Source organism: Microbacterium sp. BLY (assembly GCF_017939615.1).
Classification (GTDB): Bacteria; Actinomycetota; Actinomycetes; order Actinomycetales; family Microbacteriaceae; genus Microbacterium.
Window position 1 is genome coordinate 429308 of the sequence record NZ_JAGKSR010000001.1, and the last position, 12579, is coordinate 441886.

A 12579-nucleotide genomic window follows, 5' to 3' on the forward strand; every position below is an offset into this window, starting at 1 on the left:
GCGCCATGTTCCGTTCGTTCGCGAACATCAACTACCGCATCTGGTTCGCCGGCGCCCTCGTGTCCAACGTCGGCGGGTGGATGCAGGCCACCGCGCAGGACTGGGTGGTGCTGACCGAGCTCACCGACAACGACGCCACCGCGATGGGCGTCACCATGGCGCTGCAGTTCGGCCCTCCCCTGGTGCTCGTGAGCCTGACCGGCTGGGTCGCCGACCGCTTCGACCGGCGGAAGATCCTCCTGACGACACAGACCGCGCTGCTCGGCCTCGCCATCGCGGTGGGCTCGCTGCTGCTCGCCGGCGTGATGACCCTGCCGATGATGCTCGCTTTCGCCCTCGGATTCGGCATCGTCAACGCGTTCGACGCGCCCGCCCGCCAGGCGTTCGTGTCGGACATGGTGTCCGCGTCCGAGACGTCGAACGCCGTGGCCCTCAACTCCGCCTCCTTCAACCTCGCCCGCATGATCGGCCCCGCGGTCGGCGGTCTGCTGATCGTGGCGATCGGCTCCGGCTGGGTGTTCATCGTCAACGCCGCGACGTTCCTTGCCATGATCGTCGCGCTGCTGCTCATGCGCACGCACCTGCTGGCCCCGCGCCCGAAGAACCGCAGCCGCGGCGGCCTCGCCGAGGGCTTCCGGTACGTCTGGGCACGCAGCGACCTCAAGGTCGTGTTCGTGACGGTGTTCCTCATCGGCGCGTTCGGAATGAACTTCCCGATCTTCGCCTCGACGATGGCGCTGGAGTTCGGGGCCGGCGCCGACGGCTACGGCGTGCTGAGCTCGGTGCTCGCGATCGGCTCGCTGATCGGTGCCCTCCTCGCCGCGCGTCGCGACCGGGCGCGGGTGCGTGTGGTGATCCTCGCGGCGGGCGGCTTCGGGATCGCGGCCTTCGTCTCGGCCGCGATGCCCACCTACCTCTCCTACGCGGTCACGCTCACGTTCACCGGTTTCATGATCGTGACGCTGCTGACCACGGCCAACGGCTACGTGCAGATCACGACGGATCCGGCGCTGCGCGGCCGGGTCCTCGCCCTCTACATGGCCGTCATCATGGGGTCGACGCCGGTCGGCGCCCCCATCGCGGGCTGGGTGGCCGACGCGTTCGGTCCCCGCGCCGCGATCATGCTCGGCGGTACGGCCGGCTTCATCGCGTGCGCGATCGGCGTGACGTGGGTGCTGACGTCCGGGCGACTGCGGCGGGAGGAGAGCAGCCGCTTCCGACTGACGCTCGACGAGACCCGGCCGCTGCGGGTCATCCAGCCGGTCGAGCCGGTCGACTACACGGAGAAGGCGGCGGCGACCACGCCCATCCGCCTGCCGCGCCGCGACGAGTGAGCTGCGGAGGCATTTGTCAACGCCTTCCTCATCGCGGCCCGACGGTCGTAGCGTCGGGTCATGGACGAGAACATGAGCACCCCGCACCCGCAGGATCCGGCCGAAGGCGCTCCCGGCGTCGACGTCCCTGACGAGAACTCCGGCCAGGGCGACGGCACCGGCGGCGCGATCCAGGGCGACAGCTCGCGCGGCGAGTCGACCGGTGGCGCCATCCAGGGCAGTTCCGGCCCCGGCCACGACGCCCCGCTGGGCGGCGACGAGAACACCGAGGACGAGCTCGCGGCCGACAACGCCGCGGAGGAGGATACCCTCCGCACGCTCGACCCGGACTCCCCGCCCGCCTGACCCGTCGACCCACCCCTTTCGAGACGAGCCACCCCCTTGCGGTCGTCCGCAAGGGGGTGGCTCGTATGCAAGGGGGTGGGTCGGCCGCGGTCAGGCGTCGAGAACCACCTTCAGCTGCTCGACGGCCCAGTCCAGCTCGGTCGCCCGGATGACGAGCGGCGGCGCGATGCGGATTGTCTGCCCGTGCGTGTCCTTCACGAGCACGCCCCGGTCGAGCAGCTTCTCCGCGATCTCGCGGCCGGTGCCGACGGCGGGGTCGATGTCGACGCCCGCCCACAGCCCGGCCAGACGCACCCCGGTGACCCCGTGGCCGATCAGCGGCTGCAGCGCCTGCTCGAGATGAGCGCCGAGCGCCCGCGCACGCTCCTGGAACTCGCCCGTCTGCAGCATCTCCACCACGCGGAGGCCGACGGCCGCCGCCAGCGGGTTGCCGCCGAAGGTGGAGCCGTGCTCACCGGGCCGGATCACGCCGAGCACATCGGCGTTCCCCACCACGGCCGACACCGGAAGGATGCCGCCGCCGAGCGCCTTGCCGAGCAGGTACAGGTCGGGGACGACGCCCTCGCGGTCGCACGCGAACGTCTCGCCGACCCGCCCGAGCCCCGCCTGGATCTCGTCGGCGATGAACAGCACGTTCTTCTCGTCGCAGATCTCGCGGATGCGCCGGAGGTAGCCCTCCGGCGGGATCACGACCCCGGCCTCACCCTGGATGGGCTCGACCAGCACCGCCGCGGTGTCCGCCGTGATGGCGGCGGCGATGGCGTCAGCGTCGCCGTAGGGCACCGCGTCGAAGCCCGGCGCGTACGGACCGAAGTCGTCGCGCGCGGTCGGGTCGTCGCTGAAGCCCACGATCGTCGTCGTGCGGCCGTGGAAGTTCCCCGCCGCGACGATGATCCTGGCCTGCCCCTCCGGGATGCCCTTCACGCGGTAGCCCCAGGCGCGGGCGACCTTGATGCCGGTCTCCACCGCCTCGGCACCCGTGTTCATCGGCAGCACGAGCTCCTTGCCGCAGAGGGCGGCGAGCGCGGCGGCGAACGGCTCCAGCATGTCGCTCTGGAAGGCGCGGCTGACGAGCGTCACCCGGCCCAGCTGCTCGGCCAGCGCCGCGACGAGCGCGGGATGCCGATGACCGAAGTTCACGGCCGAGTACGCCGCGAGCAGGTCGAGGTAGCGCTTGCCCTCCACATCGGTGACCCACGCCCCCTCGCCGCGCGCGATCATGACGGGCAGCGGGTGGTAGTTGTGGGCGACGTGCGGCTCCGCGACCGCGCTGGGTCCCTGAGCCTGTCGAAGGGTCGAAGCGCCCGCCGTCTGCTCGATCGTCACTCCGCACCCCGCAGCTCGAGCGTGCAGCACTTGATGCCGCCGCCGCCGAGCAGCAGCTCGGACAGGTCGACGGTGATCGGGTTGTAGCCGCGCTCGCGGAGCTGCTGCTCGAAGCCCTTCGCCCGCGGCGAGATGATGACGTTGTAGCCGTCGCTGGAAGAGTTCAGGCCGAACACCGCGCCGTCCTCGTCCGAGACGAGGATCGCGTCCGGGAAGCGCTTCTCCAGCTCGGCACGGCTCGCGTCGTCGAAGGCGCCGGGGAGGTACGCGATGTTCGCGCGCTCCGGGCCGCCGTTCTCCACGCCCTGAACCGGATCGAGCACGGCGATCGCGGTGTCGAGGTGGTAGAAGCGCGGGTCGGTGAGGTTGAGCGAGACGACCTCCCGGCCGAAGACCTCGCCGACCTCGCGGTGGCTGTCGCCGGTGGAGCGGAAGCCAGTGCCGGCGAGGATGACGTCGCCGACGAGGAGGAAGTCGCCCTCGCCCTCGTTGACCTCCTTCGGCATGACCGTGTCGTAGCCGGCGGCGCGGAACCAGTCGGCGAAGGCCGGAGCCTCGCCCTGGCGCTCCACGAACCGGAACTCCGGCACGTAGGCGCGCCCGTCGATGAGGAAGCCGCCGTTGGCCGTGTAGACCATGTCCGGGTAGCCGGGCAGCGGATCGATGAGCTCCACCTCGTGGCCCAGCTCGACGTAAAGGTCGTAGAGCTTCTGCCACTGGGCGACGGCGTTCGCGGTGTCGGTGGGCCGCGACGGCTCCATCCACGGATTGATGGAGTAGTTCACCGTGAAGTGCTCGGGACGGCACATCAGGTAGTGGCGGCGGTGCGCGGTGCGGGTGGGGGCGGTGGTGACGGCGGTCTCCGGCGTCGACATGGATGCTCCTCGTGTGAACGGGCGCGGCGGACGCTGTCCAGGGGCCCGGCGGTCCTTCGACCCCCTGCTCGGACGAGGCGGAGGGGAAGATGCGACTCGGGCACGCCGGTGACCATTGTGCCACCGCACCCTGGGCGCCACCAGCATCGATCCCGTGTCGTGGTCAGTCCTCGAGCTGCGTCACCACGACCTTGCCGACGGTGTGCCCGGCCTCGACGTGCGCGAGCGCCGCCACCGCCTCCGCGAACGGATGCGCCCGCTCCACCACGGGCACCAGATGCCCTTCCTCCACGAGCTCCAGCAGCTTCGCGAGCACCTCGGGGCGGGAGCGGGCCGCGAGCGACACGACGCGGGGCCCGTTGATCGAGAGCGCCGCTGCGCAGATCATCCGCGGCACCGGGCCGAGGACGTGTCCGCCGTCGCCCGTCACGAGCACCACCCGGCCGTCCGCCCGCACCAGCCGCTGGAGGTCGCGGAGGGGAATCCCGCCCGCGATGTCCACGACCGCATCGAACCGACCGGCGGGCAGGTCGGCCAGCGGGGACGTGCGGTGGTCGAGCGTGTGCACGGCGCCGAGACGTTCCAGCAGGAGGGCGTTCTGCGCGCGGCAGGTCGCCCACACCTCCGCACCCCGGAGTGCGGCGAGCTGCACCGCGAACGTGCCCACGCCCCCGGACGCGCCGATCACGAGCACGCGCTGCGCCCGGTGCCGTAGTCCGATCCGGGCCGCGTCGAGGGCCTGCCAGGCCGTCCCGCCGGCGATCGGCAGGCACGCGGCGGCCTCGGTGGTCACATCGGGCGGGATCGGGACGACCCGGTCGGCCGCGATGCGCGCATGCGTCGCGAGACCCCCGCCGCCCTGCAGCTCCCCGACGACGAGTTCGCCGAGCTCCGCGTTCACGACGTCGGCGCCGACCGCCACGACGGTGCCGGCGACGTCGAGGCCGCGCACCGGGTGCTTCGGACGGGTGAGGCCGAAGAACGGCCGCACGAGCAGCGGGTCGCCGAGGAGCAGCCGCACGTCCCCGGCGTTGAGCGCCGTCGCCCGCACCCGCAGCACGACCTCTCCCCGGCGCGGCCGCGGCACGGGCACCCGGGTCAGCACGGTGCCCGATGCCGGACCGTACGTCTCGCGCGCCCAGACGGGCATCGTCTCGGTCATGCGGCACCTCCGGGGTCGGTCGGGTACGCGAACAGGTCGTCGATGCCGACACCGAAGGCCCGGGCGATCTGGAACGCGAGCTCGAGCGTCGGCGAGTACTTCTGCTGCTCGATCGCGATGAGGGTCTGCCGCGTCACGCCGATCGTGCGGGCGAGCTCGGCCTGGGTGAGTCCCGCGCGCTCGCGGTGGGCGCGGATGCTGTTGGAGACGAGGGTGGGCTTGACCATCAGACGAGGCCCCGACGGTACGCGACCGCCCGGGCGATACCGCCGACGACGGCCGCCACGAGGAACCCGGCGTACATGGTGTTCGCGATCCAGAACGCGTCGGCGCCGATGCCGCAGAGCACGATGACCCCGATGCCGGCGATGGCGACGAAGGCCTGCTCCACGCGGGCTCCCATCCGGCCGATGTCGCGGTCGCGGATGTCGGAGCGGCCCACGCCGTCCGGGTCCGCCATCCCGGCGACGATCCCCCACAGGATGCTGACGACGATCGTGCCGACGATGCCCGCGCCGATCGTCCACAGCATGAGCGGGAACCAGTCCGTCGCGGTGAGCGGGCCGCCGTCAGCCTGCTGCAGCAGCAGCAGGACGTAGGCGATCGCGACGATCGGGCTGACGATGAGCCCCGCCCAGACGTTGCGCTCTTCGTAGACCATGCGCTGCTCCTTGTGTCAAAGATTCTTGACACCAAGCTACGCCGCCCTTCCGTCCATGTCAAGAATCTTTTACACCCACTCCCGTCCCGCATCCCCCTCCCCTCCCCCACACCCCGCACCGCGGGATCACAAACGCACCCCGGATGGCCCGGGGAGGCGCCTTTTCGCACCCGCACCGGAAATGGGCGGGATCGGAAACGTACCGCGAAACGCACTCGACGCACCCGGCGGACCCGCGCGAGCGATCAGATGACGGAGGCGCTCCAGGGATCGGGGTTGCCGTAGCGGTGGGCGGTGATCGACACGGACTGCTCGTGCACGAACGGAAGGAGCTCGATGCGGGCGGCCGCGGTCACCTCCGCGTCGTACACCGCGAGGTCCGGATCACCGTCGGTGGCGCGTGCCAGGCTGGTGTGGAGGGCGGCGACGGCGTCCCGTCCACCGATGAGCCGCACGCGTCCGTGCCGCGGCAGCACCGGAACAGCGACATCCGTCGGCGCCGCCTCCGCCTCGGCCACCTGCATCCGCTGGAGCCACTCGTCGTCGGTCTCCAGGAAGACCACGGCGTCGAGGTCGCCCAGCGCGTGCCGGACGCCGGCCGGAAGCCCCGCCGGGGTCGACACGACGAAGTCGGCGCCGGCGCGGACCCCGGCGATGATGACGCGCAGGAGATCGTGCAGCGCGGCGTCCGCGGTCGCGCGGATCTCCACGGGCACGGGACGGTAGCGGAAGAGGTTGCGTTCGACCTCCAGCCGGCTCACGTCCCGCACGCGCCCGAACTCGCGGTCCCATGCGAGCGCATCGGAGAGGGCGGAGCGCCGCAGCCACTCGAAGGACTCGTACGGGAGCGCCGGCTGCGCGGCCTCGATGAGCCCGGTGATCCGCGAGTCGAGTCCCCGCAGGTGCAGGGTGCTCGACGCCGGGGACCCGTGCTGCGCGCGCCACGACCCGAGTCCGATGAGGTGGTTCGGACCGCCGGGCTTGGCCCCGGCGCCGACCGAGGAGCGCTTCCAGCCGCCGAACGGCTGCCGCTGCACAATGGCACCGGTGGTGCCGCGGTTGACGTAGAGGTTCCCGGCCTGCACCCGGTCGAGCCAGAAGGCGAGGTCGTCGGGGTCCTGCGTGTGCAGGCCGGCCGTGAGTCCGTAGGCGACCGCGTTCTGCAGGTCGACGGCCTTCGCGAGGGTCGGCGCGTGCATGATCCCGAGGACCGGTCCGAAGAACTCCTCCGTGTGGAAGCGGGACCCGGCCTGCACGCCGACCCGCACCCCGGGGCGCCACAGCCGCCCGCTGCCGTCGTCGGCGGCGTCGAGGGCGGGTTCGATGAGCCACCGCTCGTCGCCATCGAGCTCGGTGAGCGCCCAGGCGAGCTTGCCCTGGGGCTTCTCGATGACGGGCCCGACCTCGGCGAGCGGATCGCCGGGCCAGCCGACGCGGAGCGAGCGGACGGCGTCGGCGAGCTGTCGGGCGAAGCGCTGCGAGCGCCCGACAGGTCCGACGAGGATCGCGAGGGAGGCCGCGGAGCACTTCTGCCCTGCGTGCCCGAATGCGCTCTTGACGAGGTCGGCGACCGCGAGGTCGAGGTCGGCCGAGGGGGTGATGATCATCGCGTTCTTGCCGCTGGTCTCCGCGAGCAGCGGCAGGTCGGGCCGCCAGGACCGGAACAGCGCAGCCGTCTCCCACGATCCGGTGAGGATCACCCGGTCCACGGCCTCGTCGGTGATGAGGGCGCGCCCGAGCTCCCCTTCCTCGATGTCCACGAGTGCGAGGGCTTCTCGGGGCACGCCGCCCTCCCACAGGGCGTCGGCGAGAACGGCCGCGCACCGCCGCGCCTGCGGGGCGGGCTTCAGCACGACGCCCGATCCGGCGGCGAGGGCGGCGAGCACCCCGCCCGCGGGGATGGCGAGCGGGAAGTTCCAGGGCGGGGCGACGACCGTCACCCGGGCGGGGACGAACACGGCTCCGGAGATCGCGTCGAGCTCCCGGCACGTCGCCGCGTAGTACCGGGCGAAGTCGACGGCCTCGCTCACCTCGACGTCGGCCTCGGCGAAGACCTTCCCGGTCTCCGCGGCGGCGACCTCGATGAGGTCGCCGCGTCGGGCTTCGAGCGCGGCGGCGGCGCGCAGCAGCACTTCGGCTCGCTCGGCGGCGGGCCGTGCGCCCCAGGCGGCTGCCGCATCCTGCACGCTCCGCACGACACGGCCGAGGTCGTCAGCGTCGTCGACGCGGGCCGCGGCGAGCACCGTCTCCCCGGCCGAGGAGTCCGCGAGGCGGTCGCGGATTCCGTCCGCCCACGTGCGGTTGGCCGACAGAGAGAGGTCGGTGTCGGGGGTGTTCGCGAAGCCCGGGGCACCTCCGGTGTCCTCGCCGCGCTCCCGGGCCGCGTACACGGCGGTCTCAAGGTAGGCACCGGTGTCGCCGTCGTCGGAGCCCCGCACGATGCCGAGCACGGCCTTGGTGAGGTCGACCTCGGCGGCCGGTCCGACGGGAGCGGGCCGCACGGATTCGTGCACGGGGGCGAGGCGATCCTGGGTGCGCCGCGGGCCGACCGCCAGTGCCGGGTCGTCGGCCCGGTCGAGCGCCGCGAGGTAGCGACGGGCCTCGCGCGTGAAGAGCGCCTCGTCGTCGTGGAGGTGGAACGCGGCGGAGAGGAAGTTCTCGGACGACGCGTTCTCCTCCAACCGCCGGACGAGGTAGCTGATGGCGACGTCGAACTCGGCGGGGGCGACGACCGGCACGTACAGCAGCACCGGCCCGACTTCGCGGGAGACCGCCTGCACCTGCCCCTGGGCCATGCCGAGCAGCATCTCGAACTCGACGGCGTCGCGGACGCCGCGCTCCCCGGCCAGCAGCCACGCGTGGGCGATGCCGAAGAGGTTGTGTCCCGCGACGCCGAGACGCACGGCGGACGTGTGGGCGGGCTGCATCGCCCAGTCGAGGCAGCGCAGGTAGTTGGCGTCGGTGTCGAGTTTCGTGTCGTACGGCGCCGGCGTCCACCCGTGCAGGGTCGCCTCGACGTGTTCCATCGCGAGGTTGGCGCCCTTCACGAGACGCACCTTGATGCGGGCTCCGCCGTGGATCACGCGGTCCTGCGCCCAGGCGGTGAGCTCCTGCAGCGCCGGGAGCGCATCGGGGAGATACGCCTGGAGGACGATCCCCGCCTCCAGCCCCGTGAGCCGCGGATCCTCCAGGAGTCGCGTGAACACGGCGATCGTGAGATCGAGGTCGCGGTACTCCTCCATGTCGAGGTTGATGAAGGTGCCGTCGCCCGCGGCCGTGAGGTAGAGCGGCAGCAGCCGCTCCACGACCCGGTCGACCACCTCGTCGAAGCCCCACATCGAGATGCGGCTGACGATGGCGGAGACCTTGACGGAGACGTAGTCGACGTCGGGACGCCGGATGAGCTCGTGGATGCCGTCGAGCCGCCGCTGGGCCTCCGCCTCTCCGAGCACGGCCTCGCCGAGGAGGTTGAGGTTCAGGCGCGAGCCCGACTCCCGCAGCTTCTCGATGGCGGGGCCGAGCTTCGCGGGTCGCGCGTCCACGACGAGGTGCCCCACCATCTCGCGCAGGGCCCGCCGCGCGATCGGTACGACCGGCGTCGGCAGCACGGGGGCGACGCCGCCGCCGAGCCGCACCGCGGAGCGCAGGTACCACGGCAGGAACTCCGGGACGATGGGCGCGATCCGGTGCAGTCGGGCGGCCGCGGCGGTGAGACTCTCGGGCCGCATGACACCGTCGACGAAGCCGAGGGTGAACGGCAGACCGTTGGCATCGCGGAGCACACCGGCGAGACGTGCGGCGGCGGGGTCGACGTCGGCCGCGGCCGCCTCGATCACCCAGCGGCGCGCGAGTTCGACGGCCTTATCGGCGAGGGATGCGGATGCCCCCGCCTCCGCGGAGGATGACGACGACTCTGCCATGTGACCACCCTAGGTCTCCGGTCGAGGAATCCCGGGGTGCCCGACCGGGCGGGCCGCAGTCGGGTCAGTTCCAGATGCTGGGGGCGGGGGTGCGCACGGGAGGCAGGGCGGACGCCGCGGCCCAGTCGTGCACCCACGCGTCGATCTCCGGCACCCCGTCGGGCTTGCCCACCGCGGCGAAGAGCTCCTCGTTGCTGACCGTGCCGCCGGAGCGGCGCAGCACGCGGGCCCGCACGATGGCGCGGGCGTAGACCTCGCCGCCGACCACGGCCCGGTGCTCCAGGAACAGGGCCTTCTCGTCGTGCCCGATGAACCGCGACTGCACCTCGAACCGCTGCCACAGCTGCAGCGACTTGCGGAAGGTGATCGTCTCGCTGGAGACGACCGCGTACCAGCCCTTCTCCTTCATGACGTCGAACAGGCCCGTGCGGATCAGGTGATCCCAGCGGCCGAGGTCGAACAGCGACAGGTAGCGGCCGTTGTTCATGTGCCGCAGGATGTCCAGGTCGGTGGGGAGGGTGGTGACCGTGACGGTGCCGACGGCGGTCGGGTCGAGGGTCTTCCCCTGCCGCACGCGACGACGCGCACCGAGGATCACGAGGAGGGTCCGCCAGATCACATTCACGAGCACTGATCGTAGCCATCCGCGCACGATGATCGAACTTCCTTGTCCGAATCCTCCATGCCCTCGGAGGGCCCCCGGAGCGGCTTCCTCCCGATTTCCGATTTCCACGGACCCGCCGTAGAGTCACCGCATGAGCGCCGAAGCCCAGCCCGAAGTCATCGTCCGTCCGGTCCGTGATGTGGATGCGGAAGCCCTCGGTCGCGTGCATGCGCAGTGCTGGCACGAGACCTACGATCACCTCATCAGCAAGGCGGCGCTGGAGAAGGTCTCCCCCCGGCGCATGGCCGAGCTGTGGACACACTGGGCCGCGCAGGGCCCGGACTTCAAGATGAACGCGGCCCTCGTCGACGGCGAGATCGTCGGCTTCGTCGGATCGGGTCCGGCGCGCGACAAGGACGCCCCGGCGTTCCGCGAGCTGTACTTCATCTACCTGCTGGACGCGTACCACTCGACCGGCATCGGCCAGAAGCTGTTCGACGCGGCCGTCGAGAAGGACGAGCCCCTCTACCTCTGGGTCGCCGAGGACAACCCCCGCGCGCACCGCTTCTACACGCGCAACGGGTTCCACCTCGACGGCGCCGCACACACCGAGCCGTTCCTGGGTGAGACGCTCACCGAGGTCCGGTTCGTGCGTCCCTGATCCTTCGTCCGCACCGAAAGGGCCGCCCCGCGGGGCGGCCCTTTCGTCTGCCTCAGAGGCGTTCGATGATCGTGACGTTCGCGACGCCGCCACCCTCGCACATCGTCTGCAGACCGTAGCGACCGCCGGTGCGCTCCAGCTCGTTCAGCAGGGTCGCGAGGATGCGGGTGCCGGTCGCGCCGATCGGGTGCCCGAGCGCGATGCCGCCGCCGTTGACGTTGACCTTCTCGTGCGGCGCGCCGATCTCGCGCATCCAGGCGAGCACGACCGAGGCGAACGCCTCGTTGACCTCGAACAGGTCGATGTCGTCGATCCGGAGCCCCGTGCGCTCCAACGCGTGCCTGGTCGCCGGGATCGGTGCCGTGAGCATGAGCACCGGGTCGTCGCCGCGCACGGAGAGGTGGTGGATGCGGGCGCGGGGCGTGAGCCCATGAGTGCGCACGGCCCGCTCGCTCGCGATCAGGACCGCACTCGACGCATCGCTGATCTGGGAGGCGACCGCGGCCGTGATCCGCCCGCCGGGCGCGAGCGTCTGCAGGCCGGCCATGCGTTCCAGAGTGGTGTCCCGGCGCACGCCCTCGTCGTGGTCGAGGCCGCCGAGCGGCGCGATCTCCGCCGCGAACCGCCCCTCATCCTGCGCCCGGGCCGCGCGGCGGTGGCTCTCCAGGGCGTACCGCTCCATCTCCTCGCGCGAGATGTGCCAGCGCTCGGCGATGAGCTCCGCGCCTCGGAACTGCGAGATCTCCTGATCGCCGTAGCGCGCCTGCCAGCCCGGGGACTCGGCATACGGCGTTGTGAAGCCGTATTCCCGGCCGACAGTCGCGGCAGCGGTCAGCGGGATCCGCGACATGTTCTGCAGGCCGCCGGCGATCACGAGGTCGCTGGTGCCGCTGAGCACCGCCTGCGCGGCGAAGTGCACGGCCTGCTGGCTGGATCCGCACTGCCGGTCGATCGTGACGCCCGGCACGTGCTCCGGGAATCCGGCGACGAGCAGCGCCGTGCGGGCGACGTTGCCCGCCTGCCCGCCGATCGCGTCGATGGCGCCGAGGATCACGTCGTCGACGGCGCCGGGATCGATGCCCGTGCGCGCCACGACGGTCGTCAGGCTGTGCGCGCCGAGATCGGCGGGGTGGATCTCGGCGAGGGCGCCACCCCGGCGTCCGACCGGCGAACGGACCGCGTCGACGATGTAGGCCTCTGCCATGATCTCCCTCTCCTCAGGCCTCCGCGCCGGCGGGCAGGAGCAGCCGGAAGCGCTCGCACACGACGGGCATGTCGGGGGCGTAGCCGCGCGGGTTCTCGGAGTGGGTGCGCCAGTAGCGCTCGTGCACGTCGCGCCAGTGCGCCAGCGTGCGGTCCCCCTCGCCCTCGGCGAAGGCGTGCGCCTCGTCGACCTCGTCGAACGGCACGATGTCGATCGCGGTGGTCTCGATCACCGCGCGCGGGGCGCCGGTCCCGTCGAGGATGATGCTGAGCTCACCGACGGTCGGCAGCGGCTCCCCTGACTCCTCGTAGTCCCAGAGGGAGGATGCGGTGCCCACCTTGATGCCGGCGAGCACGAGCTCCAGCAGTTCGTCGGCGTGCTCCGGCGTCGCGCCGAAGCCCCACGCCTCGGGAAGCGTCTCGGGCAGGTGGGGCAGCGCGGTGCGGGCCTCGCGCCAGTAGTCCTCGATGGCGGTGCGGTCGGTCAT

At 71.9% G+C, this 12579-nt stretch carries 12 protein-coding genes; 3 read left to right on the forward strand and 9 right to left on the reverse strand.

The annotated features are described in order from the left end of the window. Positions 1 to 5: 5 nt before the first annotated feature. Positions 6 to 1334, forward strand: a complete 1329-nt coding sequence (locus tag KAF39_RS02330; protein WP_210677916.1) for an MFS transporter — start codon at positions 6 to 8, stop codon at positions 1332 to 1334. A 60-nt stretch (positions 1335 to 1394) separates the two neighbouring features. Next, a complete protein-coding gene (locus KAF39_RS02335) occupies positions 1395 to 1679 on the forward strand; it encodes a hypothetical protein (protein ID WP_025105431.1) in 285 nt (94 codons plus the stop codon). 90 nt (positions 1680 to 1769) lie between these two features. Here KAF39_RS02335 and rocD read toward each other — a convergent pair whose 3' ends face one another. The 7 genes from rocD to KAF39_RS02370 form a co-directional block, all read right to left on the reverse strand. Then, positions 1770 to 2999, reverse strand: a complete 1230-nt coding sequence (rocD, locus tag KAF39_RS02340) for an ornithine--oxo-acid transaminase (protein WP_210677917.1) — start codon at positions 2997 to 2999, stop codon at positions 1770 to 1772. Between the two features lie 2 nt (positions 3000 to 3001). After that, positions 3002 to 3880 carry a dimethylargininase gene (gene ddaH / locus KAF39_RS02345; RefSeq protein ID WP_210675782.1) on the reverse strand — a complete coding sequence of 293 codons (879 nt, stop codon included), beginning with the start codon at positions 3878 to 3880 and terminating at the stop codon, positions 3002 to 3004. 163 nt (positions 3881 to 4043) lie between these two features. Continuing rightward, on the reverse strand, positions 4044 to 5042 hold the full coding sequence (locus KAF39_RS02350; protein WP_210675783.1) for an NAD(P)-dependent alcohol dehydrogenase: 999 nt from the start codon (positions 5040 to 5042) through the stop codon (positions 4044 to 4046). Then, entirely contained in the window at positions 5039 to 5269 is a 231-nt protein-coding gene (locus KAF39_RS02355; RefSeq protein ID WP_187662476.1) for a helix-turn-helix transcriptional regulator, read from the reverse strand. Before KAF39_RS02355 ends, KAF39_RS02350 begins: the two co-directional genes overlap by 4 nt. After that, positions 5269 to 5703 carry a hypothetical protein gene (locus tag KAF39_RS02360; protein ID WP_210675784.1) on the reverse strand — a complete coding sequence of 145 codons (435 nt, stop codon included), beginning with the start codon at positions 5701 to 5703 and terminating at the stop codon, positions 5269 to 5271. The genes KAF39_RS02355 and KAF39_RS02360 overlap by 1 nt, the downstream gene beginning before the upstream one ends. 245 nt (positions 5704 to 5948) lie before the next feature. After that, positions 5949 to 9623 (reverse strand): bifunctional proline dehydrogenase/L-glutamate gamma-semialdehyde dehydrogenase, encoded by a 3675-nt coding sequence (locus KAF39_RS02365; RefSeq protein WP_210675785.1) that lies wholly within the window; start codon positions 9621 to 9623, stop codon positions 5949 to 5951. A gap of 64 nt (positions 9624 to 9687) precedes the next feature. Further along, on the reverse strand, positions 9688 to 10248 hold the full coding sequence (locus KAF39_RS02370; protein WP_210675786.1) for an acyl-CoA thioesterase: 561 nt from the start codon (positions 10246 to 10248) through the stop codon (positions 9688 to 9690). A gap of 130 nt (positions 10249 to 10378) precedes the next feature. Between KAF39_RS02370 and KAF39_RS02375 the strand changes: the two genes are divergently transcribed. Then, positions 10379 to 10888 (forward strand): GNAT family N-acetyltransferase, encoded by a 510-nt coding sequence (locus KAF39_RS02375; protein ID WP_025105423.1) that lies wholly within the window; start codon positions 10379 to 10381, stop codon positions 10886 to 10888. Positions 10889 to 10940: 52 nt separating this feature from the next. Here KAF39_RS02375 and KAF39_RS02380 read toward each other — a convergent pair whose 3' ends face one another. Together KAF39_RS02380 and KAF39_RS02385 are read right to left on the reverse strand one after the other, a co-directional pair. Further along, positions 10941 to 12092, reverse strand: a complete 1152-nt coding sequence (locus KAF39_RS02380) for an acetyl-CoA C-acetyltransferase (protein WP_210675787.1) — start codon at positions 12090 to 12092, stop codon at positions 10941 to 10943. A gap of 13 nt (positions 12093 to 12105) precedes the next feature. After that, on the reverse strand, positions 12106 to 12579 hold the full coding sequence (locus KAF39_RS02385; protein WP_210675788.1) for an ASCH domain-containing protein: 474 nt from the start codon (positions 12577 to 12579) through the stop codon (positions 12106 to 12108).

Excerpts from the sequence above, each read along its gene's own strand:
- KAF39_RS02330 (WP_210677916.1), top strand. The coding sequence starts at position 6 with ATGTTCCGTTCGTTCGCGAACATCAACTACCGCATCTGGTTCGCCGGC.
- KAF39_RS02335 (WP_025105431.1), top strand. The coding sequence starts at position 1,395 with ATGGACGAGAACATGAGCACCCCGCACCCGCAGGATCCGGCCGAAGGC.
- KAF39_RS02385 (WP_210675788.1), bottom strand. The coding sequence starts at position 12,579 with ATGACCGACCGCACCGCCATCGAGGACTACTGGCGCGAGGCCCGCACC.
- KAF39_RS02375 (WP_025105423.1), top strand. The coding sequence starts at position 10,379 with ATGAGCGCCGAAGCCCAGCCCGAAGTCATCGTCCGTCCGGTCCGTGAT.
- KAF39_RS02365 (WP_210675785.1), bottom strand. The coding sequence starts at position 9,623 with ATGGCAGAGTCGTCGTCATCCTCCGCGGAGGCGGGGGCATCCGCATCC.
- KAF39_RS02360 (WP_210675784.1), bottom strand. The coding sequence starts at position 5,703 with ATGGTCTACGAAGAGCGCAACGTCTGGGCGGGGCTCATCGTCAGCCCG.
- KAF39_RS02355 (WP_187662476.1), bottom strand. The coding sequence starts at position 5,269 with ATGGTCAAGCCCACCCTCGTCTCCAACAGCATCCGCGCCCACCGCGAG.
- ddaH (WP_210675782.1), bottom strand. The coding sequence starts at position 3,880 with ATGTCGACGCCGGAGACCGCCGTCACCACCGCCCCCACCCGCACCGCG.
- KAF39_RS02350 (WP_210675783.1), bottom strand. The coding sequence starts at position 5,042 with ATGACCGAGACGATGCCCGTCTGGGCGCGCGAGACGTACGGTCCGGCA.
- KAF39_RS02380 (WP_210675787.1), bottom strand. The coding sequence starts at position 12,092 with ATGGCAGAGGCCTACATCGTCGACGCGGTCCGTTCGCCGGTCGGACGC.